Genomic DNA, 19,178 nt, shown 5'->3' with positions numbered 1-19,178 from the left:
TCCCGCTATTTATATTTCTTCTGCTCTTCGGCTAATCGCTTTCATAATCGCATCCATTTCAAATCCACGATACATCAAAAAGCGTATTTGTTTGGCTTTCAGTTTTGGCTCTTTTTCGACATCAAGACCGAATTTTTTTACTTTCAGTTGATAGGCTTGTTCATTCCAGTCTGTTTCTTTTAATTCATCTTGAATTAGACTGCTATCAATTTTTTTTGATTTTAATGCCATCTTGATGCGGTTTGGACCTTTACCTTTACGTTTCTGGCTTGACAGCATCATTTCAGCTACACGTTGATCACTCTGATAATTTTCACTCGCCAGTTCATCCACCAGTTTTAGCACTTCATCACGATCCACGGCATAAAGTGCAAGTTTCTCGATCAGATCCGCTTTTGAGTATTCCTTACGTGTCAATACTGCAAAAGCGTAGGAACGTAAGCGTGTGCCCGTCAAGCCTTGAGGCTTGGGCTGGGTGTCAGTTTCAAAGTGTAAAGCATCGGATTCTTTAGGCGGAATCGAACAGGTCGACAATTCTCCAGGCGGCTCATCAAATTGTTGCTTGAGTGCTGCGTAATCCAGCATATTAGGAAATTTGGGATTGCTCATAAGGGTCTATATCACATCAAATATAAAACGCCCCGTAGGGCGTTTTACAGTTTAACTTTTATTATGCTGGAAATTAAGCATCTAAAAAGTCTGGTTCAGCTTCATCCTTGTCTTCTACCGGTGTTGTACCTGTGGTGAGAAGCTGTTCACGAATCAGTTTTTCCACTTCCACTGCAATTTGTGGATTTTCTTCCAGATGGCGAATCACGTTGTTTTTACCTTGGCCAATTTTATCGCCCTGATAAGAATACCATGCGCCAGCTTTTTGGATGATCTCTTGCTGTACGGCGAGGTCAATCAATTCGCCTAAATGGTTGACACCTTTACCATACAGAATCTGGAATACCGCTTCTTTAAATGGAGGCGCCATCTTGTTCTTCACGACTTTTACGCGGGTTTCCGAACCGATGATTTCATCACCTTCTTTCACCTGACCGATACGGCGGATATCCAGGCGTACGGAAGCGTAGAATTTAAGCGCATTACCACCCGTTGTGGTTTCAGGGCTACCAAACATCACGCCAATCTTCATACGGATCTGGTTAATGAAGATCACCATACAGTTAGAGCGTTTTGCATTACCGGTAATTTTACGGAGTGCCTGGCTCATTAAACGGGCTTGCAGACCCATGTGCGAGTCGCCCATTTCACCTTCAATTTCCGCACGTGGGGTTAGAGCTGCAACGGAGTCGACCACGATCAGGTCAATGGCGCCAGAACGTACCAGCATGTCGGCAATTTCAAGTGCCTGTTCACCATTGTCCGGTTGTGACACCAAAAGATTGTCGATGTCTACGCCTAACTTGCGGGCATATTGCGGATCAAGAGCATGTTCGGCATCAATGAAGGCACATGTACCGCCCGCTTTTTGACATTCTGCAATGGCTTGCAAAGTCATGGTGGTTTTACCTGAAGATTCAGGGCCGTAAATTTCAACGATACGACCTTTAGGTAAACCACCAATACCCAGAGCAATATCCAGGGTTAAAGAGCCTGTAGAGACCGCTTCAACGGCCTGTACAGTATTATCACCAAGGCGCATTACTGTATTTTTACCAAACTGTTTTTCAATTTGGCTTAGGGCAGCATTCAGCGCCTTGCTTTTATTATCATCCATCTCACAACCTCAAAACGATGTCACAAAAATATTCACTTAAGTGGATGTGTTGCTTTCAAACGTGTTCCACCCAAGTATAGTGACAGATTCATTCCTTATGTACTATATCAATTCAGTCGAATGCGACAGAATGTGACGCTTAAATATCAACAGCTTCTAATCATGATATGACCAGTGCTGATCGAACTGCTGATCATTATCTTGTTTGAATTTACTGATTTGTCTTCGATCTTTTTTACTCGGCCGATGTTCAGGTCGGGCTAGATTATGCAACTTTCTTTGGGTGGCAATCAACTCTCGTCTTGCAACACTCACTTCGGTTTCTTCATAAAGTTGCTGGGCAATCGGTGCTGCACCGCGAACGGCGGATAAGGCCTTGATGACAACGGTTTTACGGTCAAAACCCTGCTGGATGGTGAGTTCCATACCGACACGAACTTCTTTGGAAACTTTAACCCGTTCACCGTTATGATGAACTTTACCGCCTTCAATGGCAGCTTTGGATATTGAACGTGTTTTAAAAAAACGTGCTGCCCACAACCATTTGTCAACACGCATACTTTCAACATTGTTCTGTTGAGAAGAATTAGGCATATTTTTTCAGATCCTCAGCTTGTTTTAAAATCACCATTAAATCGGTCAGCTCTTGTAAAATGGGATAGGAACTTTCGGTCCTAACTTCTTTTTGAGATGAGGGCTGGGCAATGGTAATTAAATGCTGGATACCAAATTTTTCTGCACCTTTGAGTACTTTTTCAGTGTCATCAATAAAATAGGTATGTTCGACCTGAAAGGGGTGCAGTGAATGGAGTTTCTGCCAAAATTCGATGTTTTCTTTGGCGTGACCAATCACTTCACTACTGATTATGACATCAAAGTAATGTGCAATCCGGGTCTGTTCAAGTTTGAATTTCAGGCCTTCACAATCGGCATTGGTTGCAATCCAGCAGGCATAGCCATGAGCTTTAAGATATTCCAGCAGTTCAATACATCCTGGACGTAAAGTTACCTTGTGTTGAAATTCCTGTTGCAGCGCCAATGTATCAACCCCTACTTTTGCACTCCAGAAGCGTGTGGAATACCAATTTAAGGTATGATTGTATTGCTGGTAAAACTGAAATAGCGCTTGGGTACTTTGTTCGAGTGTACAGTTATGCTTTTCTGCATAGCAAATAGGGAGTTGATGATTCCAGATGAAATCATCATAAGCAAGATCGAGAAGCGTACCATCCATGTCAAAGATAATAGTCGGCCTTTCCATTCAAAAATCTCCAATGTTTTTCAAAGTTCAACAAGGTACATAGAAAAACCATAAAATCAGTGAAATATTCATTTTTTGCATTTATCAACGCTTTTTAAATATTTTCAAAGTTCAACAAATGTGTTTACGTTTCAAGAAAAATTATGTACAAATCTGTGTACATATTTTTGTCTTGTACATGAATGTGAAAATTATAGCGCATTGGATGATACGTAACATGGCTTTAAGTGACTCATGGTTAAAATCGAATAACGGTAAAGCACGCGATAAAGTTGAGGTGGTAACTGATCGAGATGCATTGTCTGTTCGCATATCACCAAAAGGGAAAATAGTATTTCAGTACCGATACCGCTTTAATGGAAAAGCCAAGCGTATAGATGTTGGTACATACCCATTGATGAGTCTAAAAGATGCCAGAATACTGGTTCAGAAATATAAAACTGAATTGGATCAGGGGAAGGACCCACTACAATTAAAGCTTAAACGTGAAGACGACTATGCAAAGCAACCAACCGTAAAAGAGATTTGCGACCTTTGGTTTAATACGATTGGTATTAATAAGGTCGCATATAAGGATGATTATCGAGCCTTTGAAATCCATGTTTACCCACGTATTGGGAAACGTATCTGTGATGAAGTTTCACTGCAAGATTGGTCGGATCTGTTATTTGCAATCACAGCCAATGCAAAAACAGTGGCAGTGAAAATTCTTGGTAATTTAAAAATGATTATGCGATGGGGGTGTATTCACGGAAAGTTGAATAATCAGCCCATCCAGCATCTGAAGGCTGCCGATCTAAACGTGAAGAAGGTAAAGCGGTCACGCTATCTATCAGAACAAGAAGTATATTGGGTAGTGCATGCATCGCTTAGAAGTAATGGGATGTCACCAAAAAACAAGGCCATAATTATTATGCTTCTATTTTTTGGATGCCGTGTCTCAGAATTGCGATTAGCTAAAAAGTCAGACTTCGATTTTCAAGAGAATATCTGGCACATCCCGCCTGAAAATCACAAGATGGGGGATAAAACACATAAACCCATTATTCGCCCCATCATTCCTCAAATTGTTCCATTTTTAAAATATGTATTTTCATTGTCGCCTGACAGTTGTGAGTATGCTTTTCCTAACTTAAAAGGAAAGAAATACACAATGTTAGAGAAGGGGTTTCAAACAACAATACCAATGTATGTTAGCAATGGCATTAAAAAGATATTTGATGTCGATATTGATCAATGGTCGACACATGATTTGCGTAGAACAATGCGAACACATATTTCTGAACTTGCACCACCACATATTTGTGAAATTATGCTTGGGCATGGATTGCCGGCGATATGGGGAACGTATGATTTACATGAATACTTGAGTGATCAGGCGCAAGCTTATGAAAAGTGGTTTTATAAGCTTTGCGCCATCTTGGATAATCATGAGCGATTTGACATTAAAGGTTGTATATCAAGAGACTCAAGTAATCCGTTTCTTTCCTCCCATGATGCTACAGCTTTAATACCGTAGCGACTGCTTGAACGCCCATGTGCTTTGATCACTGGTTCAGGAAAATCCTGTTTATTGCGCCAGTTGATCAAAGTACCCTTAGATATTCCATAGCGCTTTAACAAGTCAGGCGTTGAAATATATAAACCCATCAATCCACCTCCAATCTTTTACCTGCTTCAATTTCCGCATCAGTCGCGTGGCGAATCTCATCATATGGATTAAATTCACTAAAGCACCTTGCACTCAATTCATCCAAACATTCGTGCACAACAATCGAGCCATTTAAAACCGCTTTAACGTAAAACAATCTTTCGTGTGGCAGGGTGTAATAGACAACCTTATCCCCAACCTCAAAAATATTGTGCTGGCGGCGATTCTCTAATGCAGCCTTTTCTCTTAGCTGCTGCATCAAGAGTTGATTTTCTTCCCAGGTAATTCCAATTTGATCAGGACTTCTCATGGAACCTCCCCCAAGCTCATTACCACATCACTCGGCAATCCGCTTAAATAAGTCGTAAACAAGTGATACAACTTATCCGCATTCATTTCATTGATTTCAAGCATTGCGCCAGTACCACTTTGAACACGTTGTCTTGACCATCCGCGCATATCAAAAGTGAACTCATTGTCAAAATCCACCGCATTTAAAATCGCATTGAACGAACCAACATCACCAGCTGACCATGAATCAATGTAAGGCTTATCACGTGCCACAAGGTTATCGATCTGAATCTGAGCAAACCGGATGTTTGTTTTTTGAATTTCAGTCATTGGCTGGCTCCTGTGCTTCAACCAACTTGCCACCACAAAAACAACAGTGAGTAAATTTGTGTTTGCTTGGCTTATCTTCAGGTTCAGAAAATACAAAGCTTTGACCGCATGAAGCATCAAAATAACCATCCTCATTTTGCGACCATTTGCATTCCGGCACTGCTTTGGTTTTGGCTGCTTGCCAAGTCTCCCAATGTTCTAATACGGGCTGATCTTCATAAGTGCCAAAATCATCCAACATAAATAGGAAGCTTTTGTTTCTACACTTAAACTTTTCAGTTGAAAATAACCATGTCTCAAACGCCTTTCTTTCTTTTTGAATATCCATCACTTCACCCTAATACCTGAAAATTGTGGTGTTTTAAATTGATAGTTGTCATTTTTGTGCAATGCTGACAGTGTGTTCTGGAGCGTCTTTTTAATTCAGCTTCATCTTCTTTTAGTCGTTCACGCTGCTCGTTTATGTCCTTTTGTATCCGAGCAAAATAACCAACTGAATCTTTAATCCATAAAACTGGATTTACCTTTGCTCCGCATTTTTTGCACAACAACTCAAGAGACTTAGTATCGATTTCAACAATCATGTGCTGGCATTTTTTCGAGTTGATTCGAGGAAATTCCAGAACATTGTTCTCAGTATCAATAACTGTATGTTCCTGGAAAGGGTATTTGTAGTTTGGCTTTACCGGCTCATCCATCACGCCACCTCATCATCAAAAATTGGGTGAAGAAAAGTAATTTGACATGGTTTTACGCCACCGCCTTCAGGATGTGGGTCATGCCATAATTGACCATCTTCATAGATAACTGAATGCATATAGCCACGTGGGGAAATACCATTCACCAAGTGCTTAATACCCGCACCCTTACTAATTTCTTGAACCCATTTTTCAGAATCTTCACTCGGTTCATGAAATCCCAAGGAGATGGCCTTAAGGCCTTTGCTTGCAAGGAATTTATTAAGATTCGCTTGATACTTTGCGCCTTCAGTTGTGCAAGTTGGCTTTGATTTGTCACAACCTTCCCAAAAATCAGGAATATCATTAATGCTTAAACCAAGTAAGGTTGCGAGCGTTGCACCCTCACAGTTCCCACCAATTCCTGTTTTTGTCTGCATAACTTTTTTCATCACGCCACCTCAACTTTCAAAACGTACTTTTTACCGCCACTGGTGAACTCAACCGATTCACCTTTGCCCAGCAGGTAATGCCCAATCGCTTCCAAATTTTTTGAGCTCAAACCTGTTTTAGCTCTTGCTCTGCGGCGGTCACACTCAAGACATATATTGGATTTCACAGATCGCTCGGAAGTACCGCACGATCTGCATGGCGCAACTGGCTTATAGCTTTTTAAACCTTGCTTTTCAGCACGTGTACGCAAGATATGATTTTGATGGCTATTCGGTCTTTCAGCACTTTGCAAAACAGTATCTGCATTGCAGTAATTAAACTCAGCTTTATTTGTATTCACCGCCGGCTTAATCTGACCACCATTTGCCACAAATTGAGCAACAGCTTCCGAGTAGTCAGGTTTGATTTGAGTTCCAATCATCACGCCACCTTTTCCTGTAATGCTTTTTTAAGATAAGGATCCAAATCATCCTGGCGAAGCAACCATGAGATATAACCAGGATCAAGGTCCTTAATTAAAGTGCCTTTGTACTTGCCAAAATTAATCCGTTTCGGGATTCGAGCCGTCTCAGACATTAAATACAGTGAGTGCATGTCTTTGATTGCTAGTTTTTCAACAATTGCCTGAAGAATCACACCGGTAAAATAGATATCAGCTCTAGCATTGTGAGCATTGCGTAGGTGCTTTCGAGCTGCCTGCTTATCGCTCATGACAAAGTAATACAGCGCACCAAGAGTATGAGTTTCCAGATCACCCCAAATCATGCGAGCCAGGGCGAGGGTGCAAATAGCTTTCACTTGAATAGATGAATCGCATTTCTGAATTGCACGAATGTCATAATCAATGTTGTGGCCAATGATATAAGTCACGCCAGCTGGTAAACGAAACTCGTCATAGCTTGGGCAATCAACCAAATCAGATTCAATGATGTGGTGGACAGCCATGGCACCAAATGAAATAGGTTCAGGGCATGAGAAGTACTGATCAAAGTTGTGACTATGATCAACCTTCAATACACCATGCTCAAAGGAGCAAGGTGAATGTGAAATTTCAATTGGGTAACCATCAATGGTGTGCGTTTCCGTGTCTAAAATAATTGCACTCATGCGGTAATACCCTGTTTAGCAAAGTTATCGATTTCTTGTTGAACGGATTGAAGTTGTGAGATATCAATTTGAAGCAGTGAATCAATTCCGAGATGTTCACAAACGGTTTTAATATCAAGCCCACGTTCATCTATGAATGCTTGTAACTGATCACGCTGTACATCTGAAATTGCCTGGAATTCGACAGGGTTTTCCCATTTACCGCTCTGCTTATTGAATTTGCAGCCGAGCTCTTTGGCCCGTAAAAGCAATGACTGGCGCATAGATTCAGCATAGACATGTTTACTTTGAACAAGATCTTGCAATGACTCTGTCAGTTGATTTAGATCACCTGCATGCTCAATCTCATTGCAGCTTTGCTTCCAATTTTCCATATCAGAGATAGCCTTAGCACTTGCAAGCTGATCCGGTGTTAGCGTGTTGATGTGGTCTTTCGCATGTTTGATTAGGTCAGCCAGGAAAGTAGGGTTGCTCTTTAAATCAGGCAACCAAACTTCACCAGTCTCACCACCCAGCGCGCCAGAGTTTTTGGCATGATGTGTAGGAGAAGGTTTGAAGTTAATTACACGGGCATTCTTGCCTTCACCGGTGGTGACTGTAGTCAAATAACCCATGATGTCGGCAATACGGTAAAGCTCATTACGGTTTTTACCACCAAGTTCTGGTCGGTAGATCACCTGATCACCATTTTGATCTTCTGAAGCATGAGCAATAAAAACCACATCCTTACCGAAGCTCAGCAAAGTATTGATATATTGCTTAAACTTCATGTTGGCCAAACCCTGGGCTTTTAGCTTTAATGCGCCATCTTGTTGACGGTTATTCGCTGTTTTAAGCAAATGGGTCTTAATGGATTCGAGCATTGCACCCACGGTATCAATGACAACCGTGTTGAAAGGGGCAAGATCCTGTTCTTTAATGTTTTCAATGTCGGACCACTGCTGAACAGGAACCACAGCACCACGACGAAGTTCACCAGTACGGTGTGCACCGCGGTCAAAGTCAAATGAAATAGCTTTGTCTGCAGTGAAGCCCAAAGATGTTTTTCCCAAACCCGGATCTGCATAGATATAGGTAATGATTGCGCTGACATTTAATGCCTGGTCAGCCGGAATAATATTTAAAGCCATGATAATTTCCCTTAAGCCCCAACCCAGCCCATACGTTTTTTGTACGCACGACGCTCATGTAACGGAATATGCGAACTTTGCAAACCAATGGCCAAAGCCTTACGACGTTGAAAAGCACGTTCACGATCAAAGTTTTCACGAATCCACGGTTTAGAAACCAATTCTTCCAGGGTTACTTTCACAAGACCTTTAGCGGTTTCCTTGTAAATATCTTTGCCTTTTTCGACATAGATAGCGGCGAACTTTGTACCAAGGCGAAGACGCATGTTGCCTTGCTCATCGTTGCCAAGGTATTCAGAGAATTGTTGTTTAGGAGTAGTCATTACGCAGCCTCCACCAGGTTATTTTTTTCGATGAAAGTCGAAAGAATTTGATTAATGTTGCGGTGGTCGTTGTAGTCGGTGAAGTCGCTATATTCCTTACCGTTTACATCGGTGATTCGATCAATAGCCAGATTCATGATTTCAACAGAAGTGAACTCCGATCCAGCAACGCCATAGCTGTCTGGATGAGCTTCAAAGTCGAAATCCACTTGAACACGGAAGCCATCAAGTTTGACTACTGCGATACCAGAAGTATCAGAAGTAAGCTTTATGGATTGCACACCGTATTCAGAAGGGGTTGCATTGACGCTATAAGAAGGGTGGTATTCAGTTGCTTCTGGCTGATGAGTCATAGCCAGTACACCAATGGCTAATGCAGCGGTGGCTGCAAAAACCTTGGTATGGTTGAAATAATTTGGTTTTGTGTTCATACTTATCTCACTCACAGGTAAGTTGTGGGTCTGGCCTCAGGTAGCTCGAACTACGCTGGGGCTTTTGTTTGTTTATGAGATAAAATATACCTGTGAGGTAAAATAAAGTAAATACCTACAAGGTAAATATAGTAAAATTATTTTTACTCTTCAGGTGAGATAAGTTTTAATAGACAAAAGAAAACCCACCGCTGGGGTGGGTTGGATGGAGTTTGTTATGGATAAGAATCAAGAATTAGAGCGCGGAATTATTCCTGCCGGCACCCGAATAAAACTTTATGAAGGCTCAATTACACTCCTGGAAGATACTGTAGTTGACGCAAACCAAGAGTGGATTAATAAAGCCATTAAAGACCAAGAGGATTACTTTAATGGGATTGGTTGTGTTGGAAACATGCCCACTGATTCAAGAAAATCAAGCGGCACTATAGGTGGGTCAAAAAATACCAAGTGGATGCTTTAATCAAAAGAATAGCCAACTATATCTGCAACTCTAAGTTGATATGACTTGGAGTTATCAGCAAGCAAATGTAGGAAAATCTGTCTAAGCTCATCAGGAAATTCACTAAGACTTTGAGTTTCACTAAAAACATCAATATGTTTTTCTCTTTCTGCTTCAATTTCTTCAAAGTACAGGTTTTTATATCTATTATTCATTGGTCGATCATAATATTCCTTTGGGGTTAATAGTTTCCCTGAAATTTCTCTCCCATTAATCAAGACTGTGATTTTGCATCGATCAGAGAATGGTAGATTAGACTCATTGGTTATAATCTTAAGCAATAAAGTATTAGTTCTTGTGTTGTTCACTCTTTCCTCCACCCGATCTATTCTAAAGGACTGCGTCGGGTTCGCAGCATAGCGGCACGCTATTGCGTATTATTTATTTATGTTTTACACTGTTACACATGGACCGGGGATTCCCAGTCGGCAGAAGGCTCTAGCGTTATGTTAGGGCCTTTTGTTTATCTGGAATTTGGAAAAACCTTCAATCCATAACCGTGATAGCCGGTTCCTGCACCATTTCGACCATTAGAACTATAGAATTTAGCCTTCAATACATCAAAAGCCCTATTGGGTTGATCAGGCTTTAAAACGTGATTTCCAATTGGTCTAGCCACTAAATCTGCTATTTGAAGACCTGAAGAATTTACTTTCTTAGAAGCCATCTTGATTTCAAATGGAAGGCAAATTTTTCCATAATTATTACCATCACAGACTCGCCTGAATTCAAGTTCTAAGTCTTTATCTTCCTGCAATCCACGTTGTTCAAACACAATAAATGTTTTCTTATCTTGTTGGCCTTTTTCTACCAAGAACTTATAAATTCTCTCCAGGCCAAACTCTAAAGCAATAAAATATGGATTTTTAGGGGTTGCATATCGTTTGATCAGGGAATCTTTTCGGACAACACATGAAATGAGAATAAAATGTGTCTCTTGCATTAATCCAGTAAGGTCATTTAGTAGGGCTTCTTTTTGCTCTTTTGATGAGTAATTTTTAAAGTCCCCAGTACCTTTAAGAATATCTCGTTCATGCATAACAATAATGTCATGTCCAAAATGCTTAAACTTAAGTTGCTCTAATTTTTTGATTACAGTTTCTGTGTAATATCTTTTATGAAAAATACAAAAAGCTAAAACGAAAACAGGGTATTTGGAGTTATACCCATTAAGAGTATGATCGCCACTCTCATCGACATATACAATGTAATCACTAAAATCCATAAACCCTCTATAATTTAAGCATTATTAAACTGTAAGTTCTAAATTAAACATCCAGATACAACCCAACAACTTTACCGATCCAATTCCTATTTAACTAAATAAAAAGCTGAATACGCTTAAACTTTTTATTCGCTTCTATTTCAGTTTTATAGAATTTGTCTCTATCATCCGAATCTATAAACTTAGTAAACGTACTTGATTCAAGAAGGCGATAAAGAAACCTTTCACCTGTCTTAAGTACCACTGTCAGTAGATGATGCTCGTAAAGCACATGGCTGATCTTGCGGGAATTTATTTCAATTTTCTGCATTAAGTTTATTAGTCATTCCCTCGGTTTTTAATCAACTATCTTCTGCCCAAGCTTTCCTTCTTTACACAGCTGGACGATCTGCTCATTAGTCAACACTGGCACGAAGTGAAGATCACCAATCTCTTCAGCAAGGATTTTGACTTCTTCAGCATCTAATACCAGAGGTTGATTGGCAGCCGCCGCCTCATTAATTCGGTCGACGATTTGATTCATGATTTGTTTCGGGTGCATATCAATCCTTTAGGTAATCAAGGCTTAACTAAAGCCAACTCTAAGCGCCCAACAAAGTTGATTTCATTAAGCTGCTCATTATTAATAAATTCATCTGGGTATCGTTTTTTATCAGGGTTATCACTGGTCAATTTCACAGTATTCGAGCCATAGCTGACAAAAATACGTTTCATTCTTAATTCATGATTATGTGTAAATACATACACATTCCCATTTTTTAAAGCGTTTGGATCTTTATCTGAAATATCTACAAATAACGGACTTTCTGGGGCAACAGTAGGGTACATGCTGTATTCAGCAGAATAGATTATTCGCAAGTTTTCTGGTTTGGTTTGTATGCCCATAATTTTTAAGATGTATGGATCTATGTCGAGATACTCACTCACATCTTCTAAAAAATTTTCTATGCCAGCGCCACATGAAGCCTTAATGTCTTTATAAATAGGAATTCTTACATTGGTTGGCTTTCTTTCACCACTTCTAAACTCGATGGGTGAAATCTTAATCCCACCTTTATTTGAAGCATCACCTGAAGATATAGACACAGCATTCGCCTGATCCAAAAAACCTTTTGGTTTACCAAAGGCTTCTTCTATCTTGTTGGCTGTCTCATCACCAATATTTTTAGTTGGGTTCTTCCCGATATATTGACTGATCAAGTTATAAGATAGACCGACCTTTTCAGCAAAATCAGTGCGGCTTAGTCCGGATTCACTCATTAAATCCCGAGCATTCTTAAGTCGTATTTCATGAATTTGCATCAAATCAGTCATGCTGATCCCCATTGTTAAATCCTTTATCAAATTTACCTGTTAGGTAGAAAAAATAAATACCCTGTCAGGTTGAATTAATTTTACCTTACAGGTATATTTAATATTAATTTACCTATTAGGTGTATTTTCATGAGAAACCTATACGAATACTGGAAATCCTTAAGTGAGAGTGAAAAACATATTTTTTGCTCTCGCGTAGGAGTGTCTTACGGATACATGGAATCCCATTTGATTCATGGTCGTAAAAAACCCCGTATGGAAACCATTCAAGCAATTGTTGATGCCAGCAATAACAAGCTATCTCACAAAAAATTGTTTGATTTTTTCTTAAAGAAGGCGCCAGACGCCGCTTAACCCAATTATCCCTCGGTCAATGTTTTAAAGAAACGTGAACTTAACTATTGGATTCACATATGGAAATTTCAAAAGAAACAAAAACTGCACTGCATAAGATGATTCATCACTCTGAAGGTGTGACACCGAAAGATATTGCAGATGTTTTAGGTGTATCGCACAAAACTGCTTTGAATTACGCCAACCCGAATATGGTCAGCATCTGCCAAGTCTAAAGGCCTTTGAAGCAATGTTGACCTATACGCAAAATCCAGTCGTTTTAAAGTCCTGGGCACACAAGCTGGGCCTAGTGCTTATGCCGTTAGGTGATATTGAAGGCAAAGAGCACCAGTTGAGCGTACTGGAATCATTGCTCGGTATGAATGTTGGTGCAGGTCAGGCGAATAAGCAGGTTTTAAGTGCGCTGGAAGATGGCGTGGTGACACCAGCAGAAATGGACGAGACGGACCGCATCCTGGAAGAAATGGAACACAAGATTCAGTCTTTGCGTAAAGCCATGAAGGGCGAGTGTGCAAAGTATTTATCAGCTCTACAAATAGAAAAAGCCTGAGGTCAGAACTCAGGCTTTTAGGTATTCAAGAATTTAGGAACCCTAGAATGAAAACAAATTTACCACAACACCCATGCGCTAACAAGTGCACGAATTTTAAAGAAGAGCAGTGCGGGCATTGCTTGATTTCAGAATCGGATTTTATTGCCGGCGATGTTGTTGTTTTTATCGATGAATCCAAGCCAGGTGAATTGATGACTGTGCACAAAGTTCAAGGCAAAGGCCTGCTGCTGGATGGAAACAGAAGCTTTGCATTGAGCCACCTGGTCAGTCATGCAAACGTGGCGGAGCTGGGTGCTGGGAAGCGGTTAGGGGATCAAGTATGAAATTAACACTCGCTCAATTGCTTGAACTCAGACGCGCTGAGTATCGCAAACAATTGCACAAAAACAGCATGCCACTTGATCCGTATGTTCAATCGGTGAAGGTGGATTTTGTGGCTGTGCTGGATAGACATTTTCACAAAATGGGGGATGCAGCGTGAATACAAGCATTCCCATGATCAAGTTGATTGAAGCTATGAATGATCAACCAATCGCATTTAACAAGCATTACGTGTTCATTGGGTGTGGCATTAATGGCGCACTCATGCTGTCACAACTGGTGTATTGGACTTCGCGTACCAGGAACAAAGATGGTTGGATCTATAAAACTCATGAGGAGTGGACACAGGAAACTGGGCTTACTAGACGTGAGCAGGATACTGCAAGAAAAACCTTAAAATCGCTTGGTTTTCTAATAGAAAAAAAGGTTGGTGTGCCATGTAAATTGCATTTTCGTGTTGAGCGCGAAAATCTGTATAAAGCACTGATTAAATACTCTGAAAGCCTTGATTCATCACAGTTGCACAATTCCGCCAAACTAGATGCACAAATGCGCCAATCTGAATGCACAGATGTGCCAGACTGTATGCACAATTCCGCCAAACTAGATGCACAAATGCGCCAATCTGAATGCACAGATGTGCCAGACTGTATGCACAATTCCGCCAAACTAGATGCACAAATCAGCCCAACTAATACAGAGAATACATACAGAGAATACACAGAGAATACTTCAGAGAGTGTTGTGGTTGAAAATCCATCTGAAAACCAAAATCCATCACCTGAACAAAATTCAGTTGAGCACACACTCAAAATCTGGACTCCAAATTTAGATTCTTTGAATTCTTGGTTACAACGTTCTGGGCTACCAAAAATCTCACAAGGCCAATCAGACGAAATTTTGCTTGAGATCAATCCTCACTACGAAAACAAAATTATCACTGGCGCAGTAACCGATACCCAGATGTATTCAAACTTCGTGAAGTGGATTAAGCGTGACAACAAACTCGTTGAAAAACTCATGCAGCAGGCTGCATCTGCAAATGCTCAACCAGTAATCCCTCAAAACTATCAATCTGACATGGGGGATTGGTGATGTCGAATATTCACAATTTATCAATCGAGCAATGTGTTCTTGTTGCATTGATGACTGTCCAAAATTCATTTGAAACCGTGATGAATGATCTGGATGCAGAATGTTTTTACGCTGAACGACACAAAGCAATTTTCAATGCCATCACTGACCTGTCGAACGAAAACAAACCGTATGACGTAGTGTTTGTTGAGCAAAAGCTGATTGAAACAAAACATCATGAATTGGTCGGCGGCACTGAATACTTGATGCGTATGTTCACTGAATCGCCAAGACCGCATTATGAGCCGGTAACAGTAAGAGAAGTTTTGGCAAGTTTTGACAATGGTACTTCTCATCCACTGAAAGACTTGGTTATTCGTAAATTTCAACCAGTTAAGCCAACTAACACTGAGCCAAAAGAAGTTTCTGTTAGTTCTAAAAAATCAAAACTTTCACCAAGGGAAGTAAAGCAGTCAATTTTGGCATTAGCTCAACATGGAACTATTACGAAGTTTAAAAGCGGCTGTCGTTGCAAGGAGTGTATGGAATGGGCATGAACTTAATCGAAGAATTGGGGTTGGAAAAGTGTCAGGCGATTGTGGATGGTGCGCCTGAGTGGGCCAATAAATTCAACCCAGAAACCAAAGTGTATTCAAAGACGGTCAATGTTGTTTTTCTAGGCGCGAGTTATGCCACTCATGTAGTTCATAGTCAGGCTGGTTTTTTGAATGGATTAGTAGACCTTAAAGACCTCCGCGCCGCAATTGCCGACCACAACCGCACGGACTATGTAAGTGATATTCGGAACCATATTAGCCCAATGACGAAGGTGATTGAGAGATGAGTGATTTTGAGAAATACATCGAGGCCAAATACCCAAACAGATCACCAAAAATACTGTTTCAGAAATTTGAGGATATTGATAGGACTTTGTTTTATGGGATCAAGGAAGTTGAGGATCAGGCTGAGGTATGGAGCCACCAACAAGCCATAATTGATGACCTTCGCTCACAACTCAATAACATGGAGGCTTGCTACATCCAGATTAAAAAAATCAACGATGAGCAGTCAGCAATTATTCAATGTCATTTTGCTGCACGTCAGGAGTTGCAAAAGCGGGTTGGTGAATACGAAAAGCTTACTACAAGCATAAGAAATGAATTTGATTTGTGGTCTGACGATAGTGAGTTTGCGGACGTTATCGAGGCTCAAATTGAGAATTTACAAGCCCTGCGAGGTGCCAATGACTGACCGTATGACCGTAGCTCAATACAAATCCTCGCTTAGCCCAAAAGCTAAGCCGAGGAAAAAGCGGAATCCTGATCCAGCACCGACAATCCCTCCTAATTTAATCAAAGGTTTTGCAAGCGATGGGTTATTTGAAGATGACTTGCTGATGTGTGAAATTCAAATCGTGCCACCATCCGTAAACAATTACTGGATTAAGGGTGCAAATAAAACAAATCGGTTAAGCCTTCGAGCAAAGCATTTTACGGCTGTTATGGCGCGATTTGTTAATCCGTGTAGGTACGATGGGAAAGTGTCAGTAAACATTGAGTACGCGCCACCTGATGCGAAAACAAGGGATATAGACAACATAGTGAAGCCTATCTTTGATTCACTCTCAAAATGTGGACTGATTCTGGATGATAAGCAGGTGGATAAATTGGTAGTTGAAAGACTGCCAGTTGAGAAAGATGGGAAGTTGGTTATTTACGTGAGAAAGATTTGAGGGTAATGGGATGAATGCAGCGGTTAAAACACAAGTAATGGATTGGTCGAAATTTACAGCTGAAGATTGGTTGAAGCAGTACGGTGCATACATTCAAACCTGTCGCATGAAGTCGGGGAATGAGCCGGATAGTCTTGGGGTGAACCAGATTTATTGGCTGATCTGTGAGAACAATAAAGGTGTGGCACCACGCAAGGATCAGATCATTTGTAAGATTAATGATTTTGAGGCTGAACAGGTGCGGAAGCTCATCATTGAAGTGAAGCAATCAAAACTGATTTGTGATTCGGCGAAGGTTGCAGTTCAGTTGTTTATTGAAAAGAATGTGCGAGGGATGTCTGACCGAAAGATGGAAGATGAATTTAAATTAGGCCGGAATGTTTTAAGAAATATGATTTATGCAGGGAAGTTTTATTTAGCTGGTCATGATAAACGATTACGCATTGATTAGTATTTGACTGGCATTCCGAGATATGGCATATTTCAGGTATAGTGCGCTTGAGTAGTCGGGTTCACTAGCTATTAAAGCTCGCTAAATGGTGGGCTTTTTTGTTGCCTAGTGTTTTTGATACGCAAATAGATTTGTCTCTCGGAATAACCAAAATTGGAGAATCAAAAATGCCAGTATTAGCATAAACAGCTTTTGAGCTACGTATAGACCCCACGAAAGATGGTACAACCCATGCAGTTCATCGAGCATGAATAGGATATGCAGGAAAGTGAAATCAGAGTTGGGAGTGATGCCCCTCCGACATTTGAACCGAAACCGAAAATTGATTAGTACTGTGCCTATTCAGCGGCAATCAAAGTAGGGAGTAGCTATGGACCACAGCATGGATCTTTTGTGGTGGCTATGCCCTGAGAAATGTCATGTGTAAGCAATATCAGGGCACCTAGATTAGATTTAATGATCATTGTCTAACAAAGATCAAAAAATAACTTAAAGCCAATGCTTGAACACAGTTTCTACAAATTCCCTATACTTTGTAAATCGAAGTATGGTGATATATTTCTTGTACTCTAAAGAGAAAGTGCAATAAAAATAAAAAAGATGACACCCCATATTAGCCCGCTTAATACCATCCCCGGTTAAGTGGGCTTTTTTAATGTTTGATAAATTATTAATTAAGTTTTAATAATATATTGATTTATTTGAAACTTATATTAATTTTTAACAAGAGTTTAATAAATATGTATGTATAATCACCACTGGAAACGGCTGTAGTTTCCCAGTGACCTTTCAAGGTCATTAGTTTATAGGCCCACATCGTATTCCCTAATGTGGGCTTTTTTTTGCATGGAGAAAAGTATGCTCCGATTCTTAATGTGTTTATTCGGCCTGCATGGTGCGATAGAAATCGATTACACGGTTGATGATGAAGAAATCAAGGTGTGTCGGGATTGTTTGAAAGAAGTTAAATGAACCCTTGTCACTTCGGTGACTTTAGCCGAACGGATTACGGCACATAAGACCCCGCTAAATATGCATTATTGGCGGGGTTTTTCTTTTCTTATTGGTGATTCCATGACAGACAAAGTACAAGCGAAACAAGACTTAGAATTTTGCAGTGCTGAGCTGTCTAAGTATCAGAATTTAAGTCGGGCAGGATTGACCAGGGCAGAGATGCTAACTATTGACGGCATCATGATTAAGCTGAAAGAGCGTATTAAGAATTTGCGTGAAGCGTTGTATGCGTGATGCAAAGCGGTTAGCAGCAATCAGAAGGTTGCCATGTATTCGATGCGGTAATCCACATAGCCAGGCTGCTCATTCAAACTCAAGTCGTGATGGTAAAGGGCGCGGAATCAAGGCCGATGACAGTAAGACCATTCCCCTTTGTTTTAAATGCCATACTGCATTCGACCGTTTTGAATTGGGCAATCGGGCAGAGAGTGAAGCCATGTTTGAGAAGTGGCTAGTGAAGACTAATCGGATGCTGGTGATGGAAGATAGAGAGGTGTTTTGATGAAGTGGATTAGTATCAAAAAGCAAAAGCCTGAAATTATTATTGAAGACGGTCGTGTGACTGGGTGGAGTGAACCTGTTTTAACAGTGGATTTAAGAAGTGATGAAGACCCGGAAGTGCAGCGTTATTGCAAGGGTGGTCGTGGCGACCTAACAACCGAATATTGGTCTGGATTCACATCAAATGCAACGCACTGGATGCCAATACCAAAACCACCAAAGAAGTAATTTAATGGAGCAGGAAATGCAAAAAGCCGTGTTTCCTATCCAGTCGCATGCTGATATCACCAAAGCTATTAACTTCATGCATACCAATTACACCAGTGCATTGGAAAGTGGCAAGCCTTTACGTGTGGTGATTGATCGGAAAGAAGATAAGCTTTCAGATGCTCAACGAAGACTGTACTGGCTCTGGATGACTGAGTACGGCAAACAGCGTGGATTAGATAAAGAGGAAGCGTCTGCATTCTTTAAATACAAATACCTTTCGATTATTTATAACCGTGACAATGTGGGTGAATACCCTGAAACATTTAAAGTTATGCGTGATTTGAAAAAGTCAGGAAGTTCAGGTTATGAGCCACTAAGGCAGTTTGTATCAAATCGAATGAGCATCACAGAAGCCACGACAAAGCAGATGGCTGAATTCTTAACTGATATTGAAGTGTGGTGCTTGAAAGATGGTGTGAAACTGACTTGTCCAGATGATTTAAAATATTTGAGAGATCAATAACAGGCATTTGCGAAACAATCCTAT

34 protein-coding genes and 2 pseudogenes are annotated in these 19,178 nt (G+C 40.5%); 16 read left to right on the top strand and 20 right to left on the bottom strand.

Annotation, left to right across the window (positions count from 1 at the left end; translation table 11 throughout):
* Nucleotides 1–9: 9 nt before the first annotated feature.
* The 4 genes from ACE01T_RS01620 to ACE01T_RS01605 all read right to left on the bottom strand — a co-directional run bounded on the left by ACE01T_RS01620 (nucleotide 10) and on the right by ACE01T_RS01605 (nucleotide 2,987).
* On the bottom strand, nucleotides 10–609 hold the full coding sequence (locus ACE01T_RS01620; RefSeq protein WP_180043581.1) for a regulatory protein RecX: 600 nt from the start codon (nucleotides 607–609) through the stop codon (nucleotides 10–12).
* Nucleotides 610–682: 73 nt separating this feature from the next.
* A complete protein-coding gene (recA, locus tag ACE01T_RS01615; protein ID WP_180043583.1) occupies nucleotides 683–1,726 on the bottom strand; it encodes a recombinase RecA in 1,044 nt (347 codons plus the stop codon).
* Between the two features lie 156 nt (nucleotides 1,727–1,882).
* The gene (locus ACE01T_RS01610) at nucleotides 1,883–2,320 is read right to left on the bottom strand and encodes an RNA-binding S4 domain-containing protein (protein WP_180043585.1); all 438 of its coding nucleotides are present in this window, start codon (nucleotides 2,318–2,320) and stop codon (nucleotides 1,883–1,885) included.
* Complete coding sequence (locus tag ACE01T_RS01605) at nucleotides 2,313–2,987, bottom strand: HAD-IA family hydrolase (protein WP_395518628.1); 675 nt, start codon at nucleotides 2,985–2,987, stop codon at nucleotides 2,313–2,315. The genes ACE01T_RS01610 and ACE01T_RS01605 overlap by 8 nt, the downstream gene beginning before the upstream one ends.
* Before the next feature lie 217 nt (nucleotides 2,988–3,204).
* Here ACE01T_RS01605 and ACE01T_RS01600 point away from each other — a divergent pair, with 217 nt between their 5' ends.
* The gene (locus ACE01T_RS01600; RefSeq protein WP_395518627.1) at nucleotides 3,205–4,506 is read left to right on the top strand and encodes a tyrosine-type recombinase/integrase; all 1,302 of its coding nucleotides are present in this window, start codon (nucleotides 3,205–3,207) and stop codon (nucleotides 4,504–4,506) included.
* Here the strand turns inward: ACE01T_RS01600 and ACE01T_RS01595 are convergent.
* From ACE01T_RS01595 to ACE01T_RS01545, 11 genes are read right to left on the bottom strand one after another with little or no spacing between them, the layout of a single operon-like run.
* On the bottom strand, nucleotides 4,416–4,637 hold the full coding sequence (locus tag ACE01T_RS01595; RefSeq protein ID WP_395518626.1) for a helix-turn-helix transcriptional regulator: 222 nt from the start codon (nucleotides 4,635–4,637) through the stop codon (nucleotides 4,416–4,418). The genes ACE01T_RS01600 and ACE01T_RS01595 overlap by 91 nt on opposite strands.
* Nucleotides 4,637–4,948: a hypothetical protein gene (locus ACE01T_RS01590; protein WP_395518625.1), complete on the bottom strand. Its 312-nt coding sequence runs from the start codon at nucleotides 4,946–4,948 to the stop codon at nucleotides 4,637–4,639. Before ACE01T_RS01590 ends, ACE01T_RS01595 begins: the two co-directional genes overlap by 1 nt.
* Entirely contained in the window at nucleotides 4,945–5,259 is a 315-nt protein-coding gene (locus ACE01T_RS01585) for a hypothetical protein (RefSeq protein ID WP_395518624.1), read from the bottom strand. Before ACE01T_RS01585 ends, ACE01T_RS01590 begins: the two co-directional genes overlap by 4 nt.
* The gene (locus ACE01T_RS01580) at nucleotides 5,252–5,587 is read right to left on the bottom strand and encodes a phiTE_015 family protein (RefSeq protein WP_395518623.1); all 336 of its coding nucleotides are present in this window, start codon (nucleotides 5,585–5,587) and stop codon (nucleotides 5,252–5,254) included. Before ACE01T_RS01580 ends, ACE01T_RS01585 begins: the two co-directional genes overlap by 8 nt.
* A gap of 4 nt (nucleotides 5,588–5,591) precedes the next feature.
* The gene (locus tag ACE01T_RS01575; protein ID WP_395518622.1) at nucleotides 5,592–5,957 is read right to left on the bottom strand and encodes a hypothetical protein; all 366 of its coding nucleotides are present in this window, start codon (nucleotides 5,955–5,957) and stop codon (nucleotides 5,592–5,594) included.
* Complete coding sequence (locus tag ACE01T_RS01570; RefSeq protein WP_395518621.1) at nucleotides 5,957–6,388, bottom strand: hypothetical protein; 432 nt, start codon at nucleotides 6,386–6,388, stop codon at nucleotides 5,957–5,959. Before ACE01T_RS01570 ends, ACE01T_RS01575 begins: the two co-directional genes overlap by 1 nt.
* Complete coding sequence (locus ACE01T_RS01565) at nucleotides 6,388–6,810, bottom strand: hypothetical protein (RefSeq protein WP_395518620.1); 423 nt, start codon at nucleotides 6,808–6,810, stop codon at nucleotides 6,388–6,390. Before ACE01T_RS01565 ends, ACE01T_RS01570 begins: the two co-directional genes overlap by 1 nt.
* The gene (locus ACE01T_RS01560) at nucleotides 6,810–7,496 is read right to left on the bottom strand and encodes a 3'-5' exonuclease (protein ID WP_395518618.1); all 687 of its coding nucleotides are present in this window, start codon (nucleotides 7,494–7,496) and stop codon (nucleotides 6,810–6,812) included. The genes ACE01T_RS01565 and ACE01T_RS01560 overlap by 1 nt, the downstream gene beginning before the upstream one ends.
* Nucleotides 7,493–8,626, bottom strand: a complete 1,134-nt coding sequence (locus ACE01T_RS01555) for an ATP-binding protein (protein WP_395518617.1) — start codon at nucleotides 8,624–8,626, stop codon at nucleotides 7,493–7,495. The genes ACE01T_RS01560 and ACE01T_RS01555 overlap by 4 nt, the downstream gene beginning before the upstream one ends.
* Before the next feature lie 11 nt (nucleotides 8,627–8,637).
* Nucleotides 8,638–8,949, bottom strand: coding sequence for a hypothetical protein (locus tag ACE01T_RS01550; protein WP_395518616.1), 312 nt, complete (start codon nucleotides 8,947–8,949; stop codon nucleotides 8,638–8,640).
* A complete protein-coding gene (locus tag ACE01T_RS01545) occupies nucleotides 8,949–9,380 on the bottom strand; it encodes a hypothetical protein (protein ID WP_395518615.1) in 432 nt (143 codons plus the stop codon). Before ACE01T_RS01545 ends, ACE01T_RS01550 begins: the two co-directional genes overlap by 1 nt.
* Nucleotides 9,381–9,597: 217 nt before the next feature.
* Between ACE01T_RS01545 and ACE01T_RS01540 the strand changes: the two genes are divergently transcribed.
* Nucleotides 9,598–9,843, top strand: coding sequence for a hypothetical protein (locus ACE01T_RS01540; RefSeq protein ID WP_395518614.1), 246 nt, complete (start codon nucleotides 9,598–9,600; stop codon nucleotides 9,841–9,843).
* On the opposite strand, the gene ACE01T_RS01535 is transcribed toward ACE01T_RS01540, so the two are convergent.
* The 5 genes from ACE01T_RS01535 to ACE01T_RS01515 form a co-directional block, all read right to left on the bottom strand.
* The gene (locus ACE01T_RS01535) at nucleotides 9,840–10,190 is read right to left on the bottom strand and encodes a hypothetical protein (protein ID WP_395518613.1); all 351 of its coding nucleotides are present in this window, start codon (nucleotides 10,188–10,190) and stop codon (nucleotides 9,840–9,842) included. The two genes, ACE01T_RS01540 and ACE01T_RS01535, sit on opposite strands and share 4 nt — an antisense overlap.
* A 155-nt stretch (nucleotides 10,191–10,345) precedes the next feature.
* Nucleotides 10,346–11,107: a DUF3800 domain-containing protein gene (locus tag ACE01T_RS01530; protein ID WP_395518612.1), complete on the bottom strand. Its 762-nt coding sequence runs from the start codon at nucleotides 11,105–11,107 to the stop codon at nucleotides 10,346–10,348.
* A 94-nt stretch (nucleotides 11,108–11,201) separates the two neighbouring features.
* A complete protein-coding gene (locus tag ACE01T_RS01525; protein WP_395518611.1) occupies nucleotides 11,202–11,417 on the bottom strand; it encodes a hypothetical protein in 216 nt (71 codons plus the stop codon).
* 27 nt (nucleotides 11,418–11,444) lie between these two features.
* Entirely contained in the window at nucleotides 11,445–11,648 is a 204-nt protein-coding gene (locus ACE01T_RS01520) for a hypothetical protein (protein ID WP_395518610.1), read from the bottom strand.
* Between the two features lie 17 nt (nucleotides 11,649–11,665).
* Nucleotides 11,666–12,421 (bottom strand): LexA family transcriptional regulator, encoded by a 756-nt coding sequence (locus tag ACE01T_RS01515; RefSeq protein WP_395518609.1) that lies wholly within the window; start codon nucleotides 12,419–12,421, stop codon nucleotides 11,666–11,668.
* A gap of 129 nt (nucleotides 12,422–12,550) precedes the next feature.
* Between ACE01T_RS01515 and ACE01T_RS01510 the strand changes: the two genes are divergently transcribed.
* The 14 genes and pseudogenes from ACE01T_RS01510 (at nucleotide 12,551) to ACE01T_RS01445 (ending at nucleotide 19,154) form a co-directional block, all read left to right on the top strand.
* Complete coding sequence (locus ACE01T_RS01510; RefSeq protein ID WP_395518608.1) at nucleotides 12,551–12,775, top strand: XRE family transcriptional regulator; 225 nt, start codon at nucleotides 12,551–12,553, stop codon at nucleotides 12,773–12,775.
* 59 nt (nucleotides 12,776–12,834) lie between these two features.
* Nucleotides 12,835–13,325 (top strand): annotated as a pseudogene (locus tag ACE01T_RS01505) (phage regulatory CII family protein).
* A 47-nt stretch (nucleotides 13,326–13,372) separates the two neighbouring features.
* Nucleotides 13,373–13,651, top strand: a complete 279-nt coding sequence (locus ACE01T_RS01500) for a hypothetical protein (RefSeq protein ID WP_395518607.1) — start codon at nucleotides 13,373–13,375, stop codon at nucleotides 13,649–13,651.
* Nucleotides 13,648–13,809: a hypothetical protein gene (locus ACE01T_RS01495; protein ID WP_395518606.1), complete on the top strand. Its 162-nt coding sequence runs from the start codon at nucleotides 13,648–13,650 to the stop codon at nucleotides 13,807–13,809. The genes ACE01T_RS01500 and ACE01T_RS01495 overlap by 4 nt, the downstream gene beginning before the upstream one ends.
* Complete coding sequence (locus ACE01T_RS01490) at nucleotides 13,806–14,744, top strand: hypothetical protein (RefSeq protein WP_395518605.1); 939 nt, start codon at nucleotides 13,806–13,808, stop codon at nucleotides 14,742–14,744. Before ACE01T_RS01495 ends, ACE01T_RS01490 begins: the two co-directional genes overlap by 4 nt.
* Nucleotides 14,744–15,025, top strand: a pseudogene (locus ACE01T_RS01485) (DnaB-like helicase N-terminal domain-containing protein); the annotation flags it as partial. The gene ACE01T_RS01490 and the pseudogene ACE01T_RS01485, both read left to right, overlap by 1 nt.
* Before the next feature lie 251 nt (nucleotides 15,026–15,276).
* Nucleotides 15,277–15,567, top strand: coding sequence for a hypothetical protein (locus ACE01T_RS01480; protein WP_395518604.1), 291 nt, complete (start codon nucleotides 15,277–15,279; stop codon nucleotides 15,565–15,567).
* Nucleotides 15,564–15,974 (top strand): hypothetical protein, encoded by a 411-nt coding sequence (locus tag ACE01T_RS01475; RefSeq protein ID WP_395518603.1) that lies wholly within the window; start codon nucleotides 15,564–15,566, stop codon nucleotides 15,972–15,974. Before ACE01T_RS01480 ends, ACE01T_RS01475 begins: the two co-directional genes overlap by 4 nt.
* Entirely contained in the window at nucleotides 15,967–16,455 is a 489-nt protein-coding gene (locus tag ACE01T_RS01470) for a RusA family crossover junction endodeoxyribonuclease (RefSeq protein WP_395518602.1), read from the top strand. The genes ACE01T_RS01475 and ACE01T_RS01470 overlap by 8 nt, the downstream gene beginning before the upstream one ends.
* 10 nt (nucleotides 16,456–16,465) lie before the next feature.
* Nucleotides 16,466–16,906 (top strand): hypothetical protein, encoded by a 441-nt coding sequence (locus ACE01T_RS01465; protein ID WP_395518601.1) that lies wholly within the window; start codon nucleotides 16,466–16,468, stop codon nucleotides 16,904–16,906.
* A gap of 1,074 nt (nucleotides 16,907–17,980) precedes the next feature.
* Nucleotides 17,981–18,154 (top strand): hypothetical protein, encoded by a 174-nt coding sequence (locus ACE01T_RS01460; RefSeq protein WP_395518600.1) that lies wholly within the window; start codon nucleotides 17,981–17,983, stop codon nucleotides 18,152–18,154.
* A complete protein-coding gene (locus ACE01T_RS01455; RefSeq protein WP_395518599.1) occupies nucleotides 18,147–18,422 on the top strand; it encodes a hypothetical protein in 276 nt (91 codons plus the stop codon). Before ACE01T_RS01460 ends, ACE01T_RS01455 begins: the two co-directional genes overlap by 8 nt.
* On the top strand, nucleotides 18,422–18,649 hold the full coding sequence (locus ACE01T_RS01450; RefSeq protein ID WP_395518598.1) for a DUF551 domain-containing protein: 228 nt from the start codon (nucleotides 18,422–18,424) through the stop codon (nucleotides 18,647–18,649). The genes ACE01T_RS01455 and ACE01T_RS01450 overlap by 1 nt, the downstream gene beginning before the upstream one ends.
* Nucleotides 18,650–18,665: 16 nt before the next feature.
* A complete protein-coding gene (locus ACE01T_RS01445) occupies nucleotides 18,666–19,154 on the top strand; it encodes a NinB/YbcN family protein (RefSeq protein ID WP_395518597.1) in 489 nt (162 codons plus the stop codon).
* Nucleotides 19,155–19,178 lie beyond the last annotated feature (24 nt).

The sequence above is a fragment of the Acinetobacter uliginosus genome (assembly GCF_044130295.1).
GTDB lineage: Bacteria > Pseudomonadota > Gammaproteobacteria > Pseudomonadales > Moraxellaceae > Acinetobacter.
The sequence above is the reverse complement of the archived record's forward strand: the minus strand, read 5'-3'. Positions and strand labels throughout refer to the sequence as shown.